Here is a 17,534-nt window from a genome sequence, read left to right on the forward strand (position 1 = left end):
GAATGCTTACCTCCACAAAATGAAAGTACACTTTGTTTTCATTTTTAAGTTGATGGGCATGTGTCGCTACCCCACATCCATCAACTTAAGGATTTAGACTATTCTTAAACATAAAAGCACGTTACTATTCTCTTATGTTAATGAGAAAGGGTGACGTGCTTTTTATGAATATGCATCAAAAACAAGAGCTGTCTTTATTTGCCGAAGAGTTATATCGATATATGTCTCCCGCTAGACTTAATCAATTAGCTATAGAAGCAGGTGGAATGAAACGAAAACGTAAGTGCCATGGGCACCATTTTTTATCTTTGTGTGTATGGTTAAATCAACAAATCGCTACAACCTCTCTTACTCAACTTTGTAGTCAATTAGAAACTTCAACAGGAATTTTATTAAGTCCTGAGGGACTGAATCGACGATTTAACTCGGCTTCTGTAGCCTTCTTTCGAAATGTATTTACTACACTTCTACAAGCTAAAATTGGAGGATCATCTACAATTTCTCATTCTCTTTCTGCTTACTTTGAGCGGATTCGCATCCTTGATTCTACAACCTTTCAAGTTCCAGATCGATTCGCAGCTACTTATCCTGGTGCCGGAGGCTGTAGTCATACAGCTGGTGTGAAAATTCAATTAGAGTATGACTTGTTGAGTGGAGAGTTTTCTGATGTGAAAATTGAACCAGGAAAACGAAGTGATCAGGCATATGGGGCGACTCGAATGGACATGACACAAAAGAATGAACTATATATTCGTGACTTAGGGTATTTTCGTTTACAAGACTTTAAATCGATCCAAGATAAGGAAGGGTATTATTTATCGCGTCTTAAATTACCAACTAAAATATATAGAAAAGAATTCGAAACAGTGGTATTTAAAACAAAACCTGCTCAATTGAGACCGGTATATATACAAATTCATTTGGAAGACATCATGAACCAATTACAACCTGGCCAAGTGTATGAATTACATGATGTATATGTAGGGAGCAAAGACAAACTACCCACTCGCATTGTGGTTTATAGATGTACAGAGGAGCAAAAACAGAAACGTCTACATGATCGAGCTATTCGTGAAAAGAAAAAAGGGATTACATATACAGAGCGTACGAAACTTTTACAAGGAATTACAGTATATATGACAAACATTCCTACGGAATGGGTACCGAAAGAGAAAATCTATGATTTATATTCACTGCGTTGGCAAATTGAGCTGTTATTTAAAATATGGAAATCTTGGTTTCGAATTCATCGTTGTAAATCTATTAAACAAGAGCGATTAGAATGCCACCTTTATGGACAACTCATTAGTATCCTATTATGTTCTTCTACTATGTTTAAAATGAGAGAACTCCTGTTACGTAAGAAACAGAAAGAACTAAGTGAATATAAAGCGATGTACATAATTAAAGATTATTTCTTACTTTTTCATCAAGCACTACATAAAAACACCCAAGAATTATCAAAGATTCTCCTTCGTCTGTTTAACCTCCTACAGCGAAACGGACGAAAATCTCACAGATATGAGAAAAAAACAGTCTTTGATATTTTAGGTGTTGTGTATGAGTATACCACTTCTGCCCATCAGGTAGCATAACGAAAAATTTGAAACCCGTCAGGGTTTATTTGATGTGCCTACTTTTATAACATCTATAAAAGATAATAAAAAACTACGTGGAAAGACCGCATTTTGTATAAAAATATACGTTAAGTTGATGGATGTGTGTCGCTACCCCTATATGTTAGATTTCTTGTTTAGTGCAACAGTTAAATCAATTTTTTGATTAATTTAATTTAAACCCCCCTAACATATTAGACACATATAATATGTTAGGGGGGTGATTTAATAATATTTTTTTAAATTAGGTCTTGATAACAGACACTTTGGAGTTTTTAATGTTTCATATGTGCTTGTAAAGGAATAATTTCCTCTGTTTGAGCTGCTACTAATTCAGTTTCTTCTTGTTTAGCAACAGGTGCTTTCTTTGTTAAGTAATGATATACCATACCGACAAATACCGATCCGCCAATAATGTTACCGATTGTAACTGGAATTAAGTTATGAATAGCCCCAGCGAAAGTAATCGTATCAGGATGTGGTGAAACTAAAGATAAGGCAAACAATGATAAGTTTGCGATGCTATGCTCATAGCCAGATAAGAAGAATGTGAAAACGAGCATCATTATCATCAATATTTTTGCTGTATCACCTTTTACTTGAGAAGGTAAGAAGCAGGCAAGACATACGAGCCAGTTACATAAAATTGCTTTAAAGAATAATTGCATTGTAGGTGTGTTCATTTTACCTTCAACGACTGTATTCATTAAATGACCGTGATCAATTGCTCCGAAAATGCCAGTTGCGTAAAATAGTAAGGCAAAGAATAAAGCGCCAGCTAAGTTACCTGCATAACAAGCAACCCAGTTACGAAGTGTATCAGAAATCGTTGTTTCTTTTCGTAAAGTTGCCACTGTGAAATACATTGTATTTCCAGTAAATAGTTCAGCACCGCCATATATAATAAGTACGAGGGCAATTCCGAAAAACATGGACTCAGCTAAATAGGTTGCTGGTGAATCTGCAATGTGAAAAAAGTTACCTAATTTAAAACATAGTACAATAACAAAACCGATATAAATACCAGCAAGTGCAGCACGAATGAAATATTGCATTGGGTTTGTATCTATCATTTGCTTTTTGCTCTTAGCCAGTTTGACAACATAATCTAATCCTTGTTCTAGCATGAGTAATACGCTCCTTTAGTACATCGTCTATAAATACTCCTTATATGAATAAAGTACATGGATTTGTTCTCGTTTTCAATAAGTTTGTTCAATATTTCACAAAAAGGACATACATCCGAAAAGGAAGCGTTTACAAAAGGGAGTATAATGGAATTTTTTCTAAAAATAGAGAGGGATTGAAACGAGGAAAAAAGAAAAAGCGCTGTAATTACAGCGCTTTTTCGTCTAAATTCTTTTCTACTTTTACTTCTACTTCTTTCGAGAAGAACCAACCGCCAACTGCGATTCCAATTAATACAATCCAGAATGTAAGCTTCCACGGAGTAGATTCTGGGAATGAATGCGGAATGACACCTAAAGCAGGGTGTGCTAGCGTATAAATCGCTAATTTCACACCAACCCAACCTACAATTAAGAATGCTGCAGTTTCAAGTCCTGGTTTACGTTTTAATATTTGTACGAAAGCAGTTGCTGCAAATCGCATTATAACTAATCCGATAAGTCCACCTGTAAAGATAACGATAAATTGACCTGTATCAAGACTACCAATCGTACCTAATCCTGTTTTTGGTAAAGTCACTGCTAATGCAACAGCAGCTAAAATTGAATCAACAGCGAAGGCGATATCAGCAACTTCGACTTTAAATACAGTCCACCAAAAGTTCTCTTGTTTTTTCTTTGCTTCTTTTTCTTCTGTTTCTTCATGTGAATTCTTTTTAACATACGTTTTAAATAAGTGATTCCCCGCGATAAACATAAGATAAATCGCACCAATTGCTTGCACTTGCCATACATCTACTAGGAACGAAATCATAAATAGTGATCCGAAGCGGAAAACGAACGCTCCTGCTAATCCATAAAATAGTGCTTTTTTTCGTTTTTCTTCTGGTAAATGTTTTACCATGATTGCGAGAACGAGAGCGTTATCAGCCGCTAAAATCCCCTCTAGTGCAATTAGGATGAGTAATACCCAACCATACTCCAATAATAATGATACATCCATGTACATTCTCCTCTCATTTCTATAAAGACTAAACAAGTGAAGAAGTTCCCCACTGTTTAGTTTCCCCATACTCCTGCGTATCAACGGTGGAAGGAATTTGAAAACAAAAAAGACCTCTGCCGTTGATAGGCAAAGGTCTTGCTAGACATATGTAATGAAAATGCCAACAAAGCCGGAAGAACTAAGTTCTACGTAATGACGACTTTGTTTCCAAGAAATAGTTCTTGGACGCTACTCCCCTTTGGAGATATGCTATTGTATTCTCATTATATGGATAATTTATACGGTTGTCAACCTGTTAAAATATCTTCGTTGGGATATTTTATTTTTCTTTGTTTTTTACGTGCAAATGAAAAGGCTAATGTTAAAGGCCCCATCTTTCCAAAAAACATCATAAAGATAATAATTGTTTTGCCAATGATTGTTAAGTGTGGCGTCAAATTCATGCTAAGGCCGACAGTTCCAAATGCTGAAAATACTTCAAAAGCACTCATTAATAAAGGAACTTTTTCAGTGATGCTTAAAATTAAAATGGAAAGAAAAATAAACGAAATTGAAATAATAGTAATCGTTAATGATTTGACAATGAGCGTATCTTTAATGGATTTTTTAAATACGACAATATCATCTTGTTCTTGCAAAAATTTAAATACGCCTAAAAACATAATTAAAAAAGTTGTTAACTTAATCCCGCCACCAGTAGAAGCACTACCAGCACCAATAAACATAAGAAGCATCATTAATAAAAGAGATGGTTTTGATAATGCAGAGATATCAACAGTATTAAACCCGGCAGTACGCGTTGAAATCGCTTGAAAATAAGCAGCCATACCTTCTTCAAATGGTGTAAAACCTCTCATGGAAATTGAATTATGAAACTCGAATATGAAAATAAAAACTGTAGCAATAATATTGACGATCAGAGTAGAAGAGAGCATAAGCTTTGAGTGCAAAGTAAGGTTTTTAAAGTTTTTCTTTCTTTTTATATCTACGATAACCGTAAAACCAATCCCACCTAAAATAATGAGGGAAGAAATAACGAGATTGACGAGAATACTATGGGAGTGCGACATTAAATTATCGCTCCACACAGAAAACCCAGCATTGTTAAAGGCTGAGATAGAATGAAAAAAGCTGTAATATATCCCTTTGGCAACCCCGTATTTTGGTACCCATTCAAAGGAGAGAAATAAAGTAGCGATACATTCTACAGTAAAAGAAAATAAAAATAATGCTTTTGCAAGACGAATGATTCCGCCGACATTTGTTTGGTTTAATGCTTGTTGTAATAAAATCCGGTTTTGAAGGCCGATTTTTCTGCCGAGCATAATTGCGATTAAAACAGCAAAGCTCATAATGCCAAGCCCGCCAACTTGTATAAGTGTTAAAATGACACATTGGCCAAATAAGGTAAATACTTTACCAGTGTCCACAACACCAAGCCCTGTAACCGTACAAGCAGAAACCGTTGTAAATAAGGCATCTAGCCATGAAATAGACGTTGTTGTAGCAATTGGCAATTTCAATAGGCATGTACCGATAATCGATAGCATAATAAAAGATACAGTAAGAACACGGGGAGGACTCATGCTAATGTTAATCCGTTTCATTTCACATATCGTTCCTTTCGATTTGCTCTTACTAGTATGTGAAGAAGCACTATTATGTATGTTAAAAAAGAAAGAGGCAGAGAATATCTGCCTCTAAGCCATAGGTTATATAGTTATCCGCGTAATTGTTGTTGAGCTAAAGCAACAAGACGTTTCGTTACTTCACCGCCAACTGATCCGTTAGAACGAGAAGCTGTATTAGATCCTAAGCTTACACCGAATTCTTGTGCGATTTCATATTTGAATTGTTCAAGTGCTTGCTCTGCACCCGGAACTAGTAATTTGTTTGTTTTCACCATGTTGATACACATCCTTAAAGAGTAATCCAGTTTAGCTAAGTGCTACCTGGTAATGTTATTTTATGTGTAAACGACGTACTCATACACGGAAGTAAACGGTGTGATTAGAAGTTCTTGGATAGAAAAAAGAGTAGCAAATTTGCTACTCTTTTTTCAGTATTGTCGCTGTACCTTCTACGACAATATCATCAGATTGATTATATATGTTTGTTTGCAATGTGATGATTTTTTTATCGTCCCGCTTTTTAATAACTTCTGCCACAACGCGAAGTGTATCACCGATTTTGACAGGAGCACGGAATGAAACGTTTTGTGATAAATAAATCGTATTTTTGCCAGGGAGTTTCGTTCCAAGAATGGTAGAAATAAAACTTGAAACGAGCATGCCATGGGCAATACGTTCTTTGAACATTGTCGTTTTTGCAAAAGAGTCTAGAATGTGAATAGGATTTACATCTCCAGTCAATTTTGCAAAATTGATAACGTCCTCATCCGTAATTTTTTTTGTAAGTGATGCTTGATCACCGACTTGAATCTCATCGTAACGAAGCTCTGGGACAGTTTGTGCTTCTTGAAATGGATTCATTTTGTCCTCCTTCTTTTCCATATCGAAAAATGTAAGCCATCTTGATGTAGTAGGAGGAAGAAAGAGTTTTGTTTGTGCTGCAGTTAGTTGCCACATTTTTCTTACTTGATGGAAGTAAATAGATTTTTTGAGTTTTCTTCGAACTGCTTTGCGAGTTCTAGTTGTTTGGACTTGAACTCTCCCAAAAAAACTTCTAACTGTTTTTGAACCTCTTCACGCTGCGACTGTTGTTGTTCGATAAAGTGTTTTGTTGTTTCTTCAAATTGGCCGCTAGTTTGAGTAAGAATAGACAAAGATGTTTTCGTAGGCGAAACAGTAAGTTGGTGCATTTGATTAGAAAGCTCATTCCACTTTTCTTGCCACTCGTTAATTTGATCATTTAAGGAGTTTCCAGTTAATTGCTTCACATAGTCTGTATATTGGTTATTGAACTGAGCAGTGAATTGGTGTAGTTCTTTTTCTAGTTCATCTACTCCTGATGTTAATTTATGCAAAGCGTCTTGTTGTTGTTTTAACGTTTCTAAAGTAAGTTGCTCTAATTGTTTCCCAGCTGAAGAGAAGAGGGAAAGAGATTGAGACCAGTTTTTCCAAAATGCATCGACTAATTCGTATGGCTTAGTTTCCATTGTGTGACCTCCAAATGTTTTTTTGCATATTGTGAACGCAGATTACTCTGCTGTACCACCAGGTGAAGATGAAGAATCCTTTTCATCCTTTTCTGGAGAAGTAGAAAATGGAAAGAATGCATTGGTGTATAACGTGAAAAACGTCCGCAACATATTTTGATAATGTTCAAAAGAAGTCGCACATGTTGTTAAATATTGCTCTCCATATTCTGTTAAAGAATAAATTCGTTTCGCTGGCCCGCCTTCGCTTGTATCCCAAGTAGAAGAAATAAGATTTTCTTTTTCTAATTTGCGTAGTGTCCTATACACATTACCTTGGTCAACAGAAGAAAAGCCGATGTCCATTAGCATTTGAATAAGTTTGTAACCATGAAGACTCCAGTCTTTTAGACAGAGAAGTAAGAAAGGAACTAAGAAGTTTTTTGGCATGGAGTTTGGTTGTTTCGCTTGGTTTTTTTCCAAACTTTCTGGGTGTTCTGGTTCATTATGTAGCATGATTGTGCATCACCTCATGAATCAGTTAGATGGAATTTTTTGCTTATAAGTGCAATTTACACCTATCTGTTTTTAATGTCAATACATTTGTTGGAAAATAAAGAAAAATAAAATATAGACTTGAAGTTTTATTCGGAATATTAGAAAATAGTGAATAGGTTGAATTGTTTCAAAAACGATAAAGGGAGTGTAGGCGAAGTGATTGATCAAAAATTCGATCCATTGCAAGCATGGAAAAATGCTTATGAACAAACCGAAACATTTTGGGGAAAAGCGCTCAATGAAACAATTAAAACAGAAGAATATTCTGCTTGGATGGGCAGCGTTCTAGATTTGAATTTGTTTTATCAAAAAGCATTAAATGATACGACAAAAAATTATTTAGAACAGGTGAATGTGCCGACGAGAGAGGATATCGCTAGAGTAGCTACGCTTGTTATTAACTTAGAAAATAAAGTTGATAACATCGAGGAAATTCTAGAAGAGAAATTGGATTCATTAGGACAAGCTCCTACATTAAAGCGTGATGTTACGAAAGTAAAACAAGATATGCGCACGTTGGAAACGAAAGTTGATCAAATTTTAGAATTGCTAGAAAAGCAAAATGCAGTACTAGCTAAACTACAAGTACCTGTAAAAGAAGAAGTAAAGCCTGTAAATAAGCCAGAAAATAAAAAATGATAATTGCGTTTGTTTATAACGTGTAAAAGAGAGAGGGAGAATCTCTTTTCATGTATAAACAACGAAACATAATTAATATATGGACTCAATTAGTATGAGTACCAAAATGATTCATAACAATCGTTCACAAATTCATTTAAGGGGGAAAAGAAATGGTTCAATTAAATGGCAAAGTAGCAATCGTAACAGGTGGGGCAAAAGGAATTGGAAAAGCAATTACAGTAGCATTAGCACAAGAGGGAGCAAAAGTAGTTATTAACTATAACAGCAGTAAAGAAGCAGCTGAAAATTTAGTAAATGAATTAGGAAAAGAAGGACATGATGTTTATGCAGTTCAAGCGGATGTTTCTAAAGTAGAAGATGCAAACAGACTTGTAGAAGAAGCTGTGAATCATTTTGGTCAAGTTGACATTCTTGTTAATAATGCTGGTATTACAAGAGATCGTACATTCAAAAAATTAAATCGTGAAGATTGGGAGCGCGTAATTGACGTGAACTTAAGCAGTGTATTTAATACAACAAGCGCGGTACTTCCATACATATCGGAAGCAGAAGAAGGAAGAATCATTAGTATTTCTTCTATTATTGGTCAAGCTGGTGGATTTGGACAAACAAATTACTCAGCAGCAAAAGCAGGTATGTTAGGATTTACAAAATCATTAGCGCTAGAACTTGCAAGAACAAATGTAACTGTAAACGCAATTTGCCCAGGATTTATTGATACTGAAATGGTAGCAGAAGTACCAGAAGAAGTGCGTCAAAAAATCGTTGCGAAAATCCCGAAAAAACGTTTTGGTCAAGCTGATGAAATTGCAAAAGGTGTAGTATATCTATGCCGTGACGGTGCGTATATCACAGGTCAGCAATTAAACATTAACGGCGGATTATACATGTAATGAAGTAAGAAAAAAGTGCATATCCATAGCAGGAATGCACTTCTTTTTTTAGAAAGAAATTGACCAAAAAGGAGATAGAAAAAATGACTACATTCGTAACGGAATGGGAAAAGCAATTGGAGTTGTACCCAGAAGAATATCGTAAAGCATATCGCCGTGTGAAAAGAGCGAGCGAAATTTTATTACGCGAACCAGAACCACAAGTTGGTTTAACACCGAAAGAGGTTATTTGGACGAAGAATAAAACGAAGCTTTATCGTTACATTCCAAAACAAGAAAAAACACAGAGAGTTCCAATCTTATTAATATACGCTCTTATTAATAAGCCGTATATTATGGATTTAACTCCAGGTAATAGTTTAGTGGAATATTTAGTAGATCGTGGTTTTGATGTGTATATGCTTGATTGGGGCACATTTGGTTTAGAAGATAGTCATTTGAAATTTGATGATTTCGTGTTCGATTATATTGCAAAAGCAGTGAAAAAAGTAATGAGAACTGCAAAATCGGACGAGATTTCTTTACTTGGTTATTGCATGGGTGGAACGTTAACATCTATTTATGCAGCGCTTCATCCGGACATGCCAATTCGTAACTTGATTTTTATGACAAGTCCTTTTGATTTCTCTGAAACAGGATTATACGGTCCTTTATTAGATGAGAAATATTTCAATTTAGATAAAGCGGTTGATACATTCGGAAATATTCCGCCAGAAATGATTGATTTCGGAAATAAGATGTTAAAACCAATTACAAACTTTGTCGGTCCATATGTTGCTTTAGTCGATCGTTCAGAAAATGAGCGCTTCGTCGAAAGTTGGAAATTAGTTCAAAAGTGGGTAGGCGATGGTATTCCGTTCCCAGGCGAATCTTATAGACAATGGATTCGTGATTTTTATCAAAATAATAAATTAGTGAAGGGTGAACTCGTTATTCGCGGACAAAAGGTAGACCTTGCAAATATTAAGGCGAATGTCCTAAATATTTCTGCGAAACGTGATCACATTGCTCTGCCATGTCAAGTAGAAGCTTTACTTGATCATATTTCTAGCACAGATAAAGAGTATGTATGTTTGCCGACAGGACATATGTCTATCGTGTATGGTGGAACGGCTGTAAAGCAAACATATCCGACGGTTGGGAATTGGCTTGAAGAGCGTTCTAATTAAAGAGAAGAAATCCAACTAGCGTATGTTAGTTGGATTTTTTTATGGGAAATGACGAAACATAGGAAGGAGAAAAATACATTGTAGGAGTATAATTATGAAGCTTATGACTGGTAAGTTGTTTTGGAATGCTGGGGTTTCTGTACCTTGTTATCCAACGTTAGAAAATGATATGATATGTGATGTACTAGTAATTGGAAGTGGAGAAGCAGGTGCTCATATAGCGTATTCGTTAGCTAAAATTGGAATGCGTGTTATGCTCATTGAAAAAAGAGCAATTGCATGTGGTAGCACAGCTGCAAATACAGGATTATTACAATTTGTTCATGATAAATCGTTGACCTCTCTTATTCATACATTTGGTGAAGAGAAAGGGGTACGAGCATATAGACTTTGTTATGAAGCGCTGCAAACAATGGAGAAGGTTGTGCCAACTCTCGATATTGATCCCCATTTTATTCCGCGAAATAGTTTGTATTATGCAAGTAGAGATGAGGATATTTCATTTTTACAAGAAGAATATAATACGTTACGCCATTATGGATTTCCGGTTGAATATTTTACAGAGTCTGATATTAAGAAACGTTATTCTTTTGCAAAACAAGCAGCGTTATATACAAGCGGTGATGCAGAAGTAAATCCATATTTATTAGCGCATAGTCTTTTGCATAAAGCGAAACAAATGGGCGCTACTATATATGAACATACAGAGGCATTACATATTAAACAAATTCAAAAGGATTTAATTTGTTACACGAATACAGGAAATAAAATCGTAGCAAAGAATATTATTATGGCGACAGGTTATGAAGCAATTTTTGGAAAGAAAGAAAAAAACACAATAGTAGAAACGTCTTATGCCGTTGTGACAAATAAGATAGATCATTTTGAAGGCTGGCATGAGCAATCATTAATTTGGGAAACAGCACGTCCGTATTTGTATTATCGAACGTATCAAAACCGCATTATTGTAGGCGGATTAGATGAGGCGCTGAAAATTCAAAAAATCGGCGACACGAAATTATTGCATAAGCGTGATCTCCTTATTAACATTGTAAAAGAAATGTTCCCACTGCTTAATAATTTACAGGCAGAATACTATTGGGCAGCAGCATTTGGTGGCAGTCATGACGGTCTTCCTATTTTGAAAGAAGATAAAAAAATACATAATTTATATTACGCACTGCCATATGGGGGAAATGGAACTGTATACGGAATGGTATTTGCGAAACTATTTCAGCAGTTATTTACAAATGAAGAAAGTGATGATTTTTCTTTATTTAATCGATAGAAAAAAGGTAGCGAAGTGATGGAATGAGAGATATAAAAAAGTTTTTACAAAAGTTACGTCCCGTGCAACTTATCGTTGTATTTTATTTACTAGCGGTAGTTGTATCGGTAATTTTACTTAGTTTACCATTTGTTACGAAGCCTGGCGTGAAATGGACATTTATAGATGCGCTGTTTACATCTGTTAGTGCTGTAAGCGTTACAGGACTGTCTGTTGTGACTATTTCAGATACGTTTACAACAGCAGGAATTATTGTTTTAGCCCTGATTTTACAATTAGGCGGATTAGGAATTATGGCACTTGGTACATTCGTTTGGATTATAACGGGTAAAAAGATTGGTTTGCAGCGAAGAAGGTTAATTATGGCAGACCATAACCAAGGAAATTTATCGGGCCTTGTAGAATTGATGCGTTCTATTTTAATTGTAATTATTTCGATAGAACTCATTGGAGCAATACTGTTAGGTACAAGATTTTTACTATATTTCCCGACTTGGCAAGAAGCTTATTTTCACGGTTTCTTTGCCGCTGTGAGTGCAACAACGAACGGAGGATTTGATTTAACAGGACAATCACTTATTCCGTACAAAAAAGATTATATTGTTCAAATGATTCATATGTTGCTTATTATTTTAGGAGCTATCGGTTTCCCAGTGTTAATGGAAGTAAAGCAATTCCTTAGTAAAAGGCGACAGCAACTATTTCGCTTTTCATTATTTACAAAATTGACGACAACGACATTTTTTGCACTCGTTATTGTCGGAACAATTATGATTTTTCTATTAGAACGAAATCATTTTTTAGTAGGAAAGTCATGGCATGAAACTGTATTTTATACATTATTCCAATCTGTGACGACGCGAAGTGGTGGACTCGCTACAATGGACATACGTGAATTATCACAACCAACACTGTTATTTATGAGTATATTAATGTTCATTGGAGCATCTCCAAGTTCAGTTGGGGGCGGGATACGTACAACAACATTTGCTGTTAGTATATTATCGCTATATACATTTGCAAGGGGTGGGAGAACAGTCCGAGTTTTCAAACGTCAGCTACATGAAGAGGATGTGTTGAAAGCATCTGTCGTTATGACAATGGGGATTTTATTATGTGCCTCGGCGCTATTTATTTTATCCATTACGGAAAATGTACCACTTATGAGTTTAATAGTTGAAGTTTGTTCTGCTTTCGGGACGACTGGACTATCAACAGGTATTACTCCAGAGCTAACAACTGTTGGTAAACTTGTACTCATTGTACTTATGTTTATCGGACGCGTCGGTATTTTAACATTTATATTAGCTAGTGGTGGAAGAGAACAACCACCTCGCTATAAATATCCGAAAGAGAGAATTATTATTGGATAGTATGAAACCATTCTACCTACGTTAGGTAGAATGGTTTTTTTAATCGTTAATTCCAAATTGAGGGTGCATAAAAGCATCATTTTTGTTGTCAACTTCGTTTTTTAGTAGTTCTTGATTTTCTTCTGAAATCCACCCAATATCATTTGTAGGATGGATCCATTCTTCTCCAGCCATAATGGCAGGGTCTACCTCATCACTCCAGTTATTAAGAGGACTGTTAGTGGAATTGTATTTACTGTCTCCAATTACAACATCGTATTGATTAATAAAAGGTTGTTGCATTGGTTTTCCTGTTCCTTTAAAAGAGGGAAAGTTCATTTGATGAGGGAGCGTCTCGTCTAAAATTGGTGATTGGATCGTTTCTTTCTCCTTCAAAGTCATCGCTCCTTTTTATAATGGCTTGTTCGTATGTAGTATTTCCATATATAAGCTCTTATGTACTTGTTAACACTTCCCAGTAATAATTACTGTAAGTTGTTTCAAACTAGAATAGAAAGTTATTTAGTGAGAGCAGGTGAGTATGGTGGTAAAAAGAAAAGTAAAACAAAATGCAGCAATTAATAATAATAAAACTCCGAAAGAAAGCTTACCAGATGCAGAATTTGCATTAGAGTACGAAGGAGAAAATAGTGCGAAGTACGCAAATCGTAATTCAAAAAAAGGTAAACAAAAATGAGGCGTTTTTTACAAACGCCTCATTTTTTTGTGGGATTATAAAGGTTTTTTTAATTATTTGTAAATTTCACGTTAGATATTAGCAGAAAAATGCGAAAAAACATAGAAGTAGCAACGTATTACACAAAAACAAACAACAAACAAAAGATTAATGTTGGTTTAATACTGCTTTTACACTAGTTGTTTATATTTGAGTTGTACATAAGATTTGTAAAAGGAGAGAGAGACAGTGAAAAAAACAATCTTTAAAGCTGTAGCAACTGGAATGGTATTTTCGTTATTAATGGGGTGTGGTGCAAAGAAAGAAGAAAGTGTTGGAGCAAAAGTGAAAGATGATAAATTATCTGGATCATTAACTATTTACACAGCGATTGAAGAAGAGCTTGTACCGATTTATCTTGATTCTTTTAAACAGAAGTACCCAGACGTGAAGTTGAACATTGTTCGTGATTCAACTGGAGTTATTACAGCGAAATTGCTAGCTGAAGGAAAAAATACACAAGCAGATGTTGTATGGGGAACTGCAGCGTCTAGTCTATTAGCTTTAGATAAAAAAGATATGTTAAAAGGATACTCTCCAAAAGGAGCAGATCGTGTTCTTCCGCAATTTAAAGATGATAAGCAACCAGAAAAATGGGTAGGTAATACGGCATTTATGACGGGGATTGCTGTAAATAAAGAAGAATTAAAGAAGAAAAATTTACCGATGCCAGAATCATATGAAGATTTAACGAAACCAGAATATAAAGGAACGCTAGTTATGCCGCATCCAGCTTCTTCTGGAACAGGATTTTTAACAGTTTCTGCATGGCTACAAATTATGGGAGAAGATAAGGGCTGGGATTACATGAAGAAACTTCATGATAATATGGCAACTTATACGCATTCAGGTTCAAAACCAGCGAAATTAGCAGGGGCAGGTGAATATCCAGTTGGTGTATCAATGGTTTATAGTGCTTTGAAAGAGAAACAAAAAGGTGCACCAGTTGAAGTTGTACTGCCGAAAGAAGGATTAGGTTGGGAAGTAGAAGCGAACGCACTTATTAAAAAAGATAATGCAAAAAATGATAAATTAGCACAAGCATTTTTAGATTGGGCAATTACAGATGATGTAATGAAGTTATACTTCGAGAAAAATGGATTTGCGACAATTAAAAATGATTATAAACTTCCAGATGGATTCCCTAAAGATGTGACAGAAAAGTTATATAAAAAGAATGACTTTAAATGGGCAGCAGAAAATCGTGACAAAATTTTAGAAAAATGGGAAAAAGAGTTTGGCCAAAAAGCAGAACCGAAAAAGTAAGTGAGTGGGAGAGAGAAAAATGAGCGAATATTTATCAATTCAACACATTCAAAAACAGTTTGATGCATTTACAGCGTTAAAAGATATTTCTTTTACTGTGAAAAAAAATGAGTTTGTTTGTTTATTAGGCCCAAGTGGTTGTGGGAAAACGACGTTGCTCAGAATTTTAGCAGGACTAGAAGAGGCAACAACAGGTAGTATTGCTGTGAATGGAAATGATATTACAGCATTACCACCTGGAAAGAGGAACTTCGGAATGGTTTTTCAATCGTATGCATTATTTCCGAATTTAACTGCACTTGAAAATATTGAATACGGCTTAAAGACAAAAAAATATGGAAAAGCAGAAGTAAAAGAGAAAGCGCTATCGGCGTTAGAACTTGTTGATTTGATGAATGTAAAAGATAAATATCCTGCTCAAATGTCCGGTGGACAACAGCAGCGAGTAGCACTTGCACGTGCGCTCGCTCTGTCTCCCGATATTTTGTTACTTGATGAGCCGTTATCTGCTTTAGATGCAAAAGTGCGTGAAAAGTTGCGTAGAGAAATGCGTGATTTGCAAGAAAAAGTGGGAGTAACAACTATTATGGTAACGCATGATCAAGAAGAGGCATTAACGATGGCTGATAAAATTGTTGTAATGAATCATGCGGAAATTATGCAGATTGGAACACCAGAGGAGATTTATCAAAGACCAGCCAATCCGTTTGTGGCAGATTTTATTGGTTCTATTAATTTCTTTTCGAAAAATAACGAAGAACATGCAATTCGTCCTGAACATGTAACTATTGTACAAAATAATGGTATTAAAACAGTTGTAGAAAGCATGGAATTTCGCGGGTCTGTATACCGGACGGAAGTGCGGGTCATAGAAGAGAAAACACACCTTTATAACGAGAAAATTGTAGTGGATATATTGGCATCAGAAGTAGAGGAAACTGCTATTAGAAAAGGAAAGCCAATTCAAATCTCTTTCTCAGAAAATCATATGTTGTCATATGGAAAGAAGGTCATTGTATAGATGGAGATGTTAGAAAACTTTAAGGTGGAAAGTACGAAAAAAAAGATTAAGAGACGTATCGGTAAAGAAGAGTGGATACAAAGACTATTAATTATTGGTATGCTTCTTTCATTTTTTATCATGCTTGTATTGCCTTTATTACAACTGTTTACACAAGCCTTTTATGATAAAGATGGAGCTTTCGTTGGTGTTGCGAATTTCAGTAAATATTTCACAACACCAACGCTAGTTCAATCATTACAAAATACGGTATGGATTTCGGGCGCTACAACAATTATTTCAGTTACACTCGCTTTCGCTTATGCATATGCAATCGCTCGTACGAATGTTTTTGGAAAGCGCGTATTTCAATACATAGCATTATTGCCATTATTTGCACCGACGATGATGCATGGTATTGCGCTTACATATTTATTTGGTAATCAAGGGTTAATAACGAAAGGGATGTTTGGTTTATTTGAAGGAATACAAATACCGTTATATGGACCAGTAGGAATTGTAATGGCTGAAGTTATGTATACATTTCCGCAAGCATTCCTTATTTTATTAATTGCTTTCCAAGGTTCTGATTATCGTTTATATGAAGCTTCTAATATGTTAGGTGCAAGTAAAGCGAAACAGTTTCTTACGGTTACTTTACCTAGTGTGAAATACGGATTAATTAGTGCGATGTTCGTTGTATTTACACTTAGCTTTACTGATTTTGGGGCACCGAAAATTGTTGGAGGACAATATAACGTACTTGCTACTGACGTATATAAGCAAGTAATTGGACAGCAAAATATGTCCATGGGCGCAACTGTCGGAATGATTTTATTAATCCCAGCTATTTTCGCATTTGTAGTTGATCGTATTACGCAAAGAAAACAGGCGAATCTCTTATCTTCAAAAGCAGTACCATACAGAATAATAAATAATAAAAAAAGAGATGTTATTTCATTCGTATATTGTAGCGTAGTTACGTTTATGATCATTCTTTTATTTGTGGCAGTTGGTATTGCTGCAAGTGTGAAAGTATGGCCATATAATATGAGTTTTACACTTGAGCATTTTAATTTTTCAAGTTTGACAGGAGACGGACTTGAAGCATTTAAAAATAGTGTAATTGTCTCAGCCGTTACGGCAGTTATCGGGGCGATTTTAACATTTGTGTTCGCTTATGCGATTGAAAAAATAGAACAGCTACATTTTTTCAGAAAAGTAGGTTACTTTTTTTCTATTGTACCGTTAGCGATTCCTGGATTAGTACTTGGATTAGGATATGTCTTTTTCTTCAGTCAACCAACAATTCAAATTCTAGGACTTTCAGTAACAAATCCGTTTCATTCCTTATATGGCACAATTGCTGTTTTAGTATTAGTAAATATCATTCATTTTTACTCTGTAACGTTTGTTACCGCAACGACTGCTTTAAAGAAACTGGACCGAGAGTTTGAACTTGTTTCACAGTCGATGAGTGTACCATTCTATAAAACTTTCTTTCGAGTAACAGTACCGATGTGTTTACCAGCTATTTTAGAAATGGTTATGTACTATTTCGTAAATTCAATGGTAACTGTATCGGCAGTAGTGTTCTTATACGCGGCTGATTTTAAACTAGCTGCTGTATCAATTGTAAATATGGATGATGCAGGAAATGTAGCACCAGCAGCTGCAATGAGTGTACTTATTGTTGTTACAAATATTGTAGTGAGAGTTGTATATGAATGGGGAACGAAAGCACTTCGTAACCGAACTTCACAATGGCAAAAAAGATAAGTAAG

At 35.4% G+C, this 17,534-nt stretch carries 18 protein-coding genes and 1 riboswitch; of the genes, 10 read left to right on the forward strand and 8 right to left on the reverse strand.

The annotated features are described in order from the left end of the window. Nucleotides 1-164 precede the first annotated feature (164 nt). Nucleotides 165-1,595, forward strand: a complete 1,431-nt coding sequence (locus tag EXW56_RS06575) for an IS4-like element ISBce2 family transposase (RefSeq protein WP_215557207.1) — start codon at nucleotides 165-167, stop codon at nucleotides 1,593-1,595. 296 nt (nucleotides 1,596-1,891) lie between these two features. On the opposite strand, the gene EXW56_RS06580 is transcribed toward EXW56_RS06575, so the two are convergent. From EXW56_RS06580 to phaQ, 7 genes are all read right to left on the reverse strand, one after another. Further along, on the reverse strand, nucleotides 1,892-2,743 hold the full coding sequence (locus tag EXW56_RS06580; RefSeq protein WP_002201260.1) for a formate/nitrite transporter family protein: 852 nt from the start codon (nucleotides 2,741-2,743) through the stop codon (nucleotides 1,892-1,894). Between the two features lie 208 nt (nucleotides 2,744-2,951). Beyond that, the gene (locus EXW56_RS06585) at nucleotides 2,952-3,746 is read right to left on the reverse strand and encodes a TerC family protein (protein ID WP_002201259.1); all 795 of its coding nucleotides are present in this window, start codon (nucleotides 3,744-3,746) and stop codon (nucleotides 2,952-2,954) included. 79 nt (nucleotides 3,747-3,825) lie between these two features. Further along, nucleotides 3,826-3,998, reverse strand: a riboswitch (yybP-ykoY riboswitch). A gap of 38 nt (nucleotides 3,999-4,036) precedes the next feature. After that, a complete protein-coding gene (locus EXW56_RS06590; RefSeq protein ID WP_002158751.1) occupies nucleotides 4,037-5,356 on the reverse strand; it encodes a TrkH family potassium uptake protein in 1,320 nt (439 codons plus the stop codon). Nucleotides 5,357-5,469: 113 nt separating this feature from the next. Further along, nucleotides 5,470-5,655 (reverse strand): alpha/beta-type small acid-soluble spore protein, encoded by a 186-nt coding sequence (locus EXW56_RS06595; protein WP_000241212.1) that lies wholly within the window; start codon nucleotides 5,653-5,655, stop codon nucleotides 5,470-5,472. Between the two features lie 142 nt (nucleotides 5,656-5,797). Next, nucleotides 5,798-6,241 (reverse strand): MaoC family dehydratase, encoded by a 444-nt coding sequence (locus EXW56_RS06600; protein ID WP_001067911.1) that lies wholly within the window; start codon nucleotides 6,239-6,241, stop codon nucleotides 5,798-5,800. A gap of 101 nt (nucleotides 6,242-6,342) precedes the next feature. Then, nucleotides 6,343-6,867, reverse strand: a complete 525-nt coding sequence (gene phaP, locus EXW56_RS06605) for a polyhydroxyalkanoic acid inclusion protein PhaP (protein WP_002011575.1) — start codon at nucleotides 6,865-6,867, stop codon at nucleotides 6,343-6,345. Nucleotides 6,868-6,909: 42 nt separating this feature from the next. After that, on the reverse strand, nucleotides 6,910-7,362 hold the full coding sequence (phaQ, locus tag EXW56_RS06610) for a poly-beta-hydroxybutyrate-responsive repressor (RefSeq protein ID WP_000903018.1): 453 nt from the start codon (nucleotides 7,360-7,362) through the stop codon (nucleotides 6,910-6,912). A 198-nt stretch (nucleotides 7,363-7,560) separates the two neighbouring features. On the opposite strand from phaQ, the gene phaR reads away from it, so the two are divergent. The 5 genes from phaR to EXW56_RS06635 all read left to right on the forward strand — a co-directional run bounded on the left by phaR (nucleotide 7,561) and on the right by EXW56_RS06635 (nucleotide 12,769). Continuing rightward, the gene (phaR, locus tag EXW56_RS06615) at nucleotides 7,561-8,043 is read left to right on the forward strand and encodes a polyhydroxyalkanoic acid synthase subunit PhaR (protein ID WP_002201258.1); all 483 of its coding nucleotides are present in this window, start codon (nucleotides 7,561-7,563) and stop codon (nucleotides 8,041-8,043) included. Between the two features lie 152 nt (nucleotides 8,044-8,195). Further along, nucleotides 8,196-8,939 carry an acetoacetyl-CoA reductase gene (locus EXW56_RS06620; protein ID WP_002030515.1) on the forward strand — a complete coding sequence of 248 codons (744 nt, stop codon included), beginning with the start codon at nucleotides 8,196-8,198 and terminating at the stop codon, nucleotides 8,937-8,939. Between the two features lie 83 nt (nucleotides 8,940-9,022). Further along, nucleotides 9,023-10,108 (forward strand): class III poly(R)-hydroxyalkanoic acid synthase subunit PhaC, encoded by a 1,086-nt coding sequence (gene phaC / locus EXW56_RS06625; protein ID WP_002201257.1) that lies wholly within the window; start codon nucleotides 9,023-9,025, stop codon nucleotides 10,106-10,108. A gap of 94 nt (nucleotides 10,109-10,202) precedes the next feature. Then, a complete protein-coding gene (locus EXW56_RS06630) occupies nucleotides 10,203-11,396 on the forward strand; it encodes an NAD(P)/FAD-dependent oxidoreductase (protein ID WP_215558191.1) in 1,194 nt (397 codons plus the stop codon). 23 nt (nucleotides 11,397-11,419) lie between these two features. Further along, nucleotides 11,420-12,769, forward strand: coding sequence for a TrkH family potassium uptake protein (locus EXW56_RS06635; protein ID WP_002201255.1), 1,350 nt, complete (start codon nucleotides 11,420-11,422; stop codon nucleotides 12,767-12,769). A gap of 39 nt (nucleotides 12,770-12,808) precedes the next feature. On the opposite strand, the gene EXW56_RS06640 is transcribed toward EXW56_RS06635, so the two are convergent. Then, nucleotides 12,809-13,144 carry a DUF3905 domain-containing protein gene (locus EXW56_RS06640; RefSeq protein ID WP_002201254.1) on the reverse strand — a complete coding sequence of 112 codons (336 nt, stop codon included), beginning with the start codon at nucleotides 13,142-13,144 and terminating at the stop codon, nucleotides 12,809-12,811. A gap of 148 nt (nucleotides 13,145-13,292) precedes the next feature. On the opposite strand from EXW56_RS06640, the gene EXW56_RS06645 reads away from it, so the two are divergent. From EXW56_RS06645 to EXW56_RS06660, 4 genes are all read left to right on the forward strand, one after another. Next, the gene (locus EXW56_RS06645; RefSeq protein ID WP_000240799.1) at nucleotides 13,293-13,445 is read left to right on the forward strand and encodes a hypothetical protein; all 153 of its coding nucleotides are present in this window, start codon (nucleotides 13,293-13,295) and stop codon (nucleotides 13,443-13,445) included. A gap of 228 nt (nucleotides 13,446-13,673) precedes the next feature. Next, complete coding sequence (locus EXW56_RS06650) at nucleotides 13,674-14,750, forward strand: putative 2-aminoethylphosphonate ABC transporter substrate-binding protein (protein WP_215558192.1); 1,077 nt, start codon at nucleotides 13,674-13,676, stop codon at nucleotides 14,748-14,750. A 19-nt stretch (nucleotides 14,751-14,769) separates the two neighbouring features. Beyond that, the gene (locus EXW56_RS06655) at nucleotides 14,770-15,771 is read left to right on the forward strand and encodes a putative 2-aminoethylphosphonate ABC transporter ATP-binding protein (RefSeq protein WP_215558193.1); all 1,002 of its coding nucleotides are present in this window, start codon (nucleotides 14,770-14,772) and stop codon (nucleotides 15,769-15,771) included. After that, a complete protein-coding gene (locus EXW56_RS06660) occupies nucleotides 15,772-17,529 on the forward strand; it encodes a putative 2-aminoethylphosphonate ABC transporter permease subunit (protein WP_002201251.1) in 1,758 nt (585 codons plus the stop codon). The last annotated feature ends 5 nt before the right edge of the window (nucleotides 17,530-17,534 follow it).

Source organism: Bacillus mycoides, from assembly GCF_018742245.1.
GTDB lineage: Bacteria > Bacillota > Bacilli > Bacillales > Bacillaceae_G > Bacillus_A > Bacillus_A cereus_U.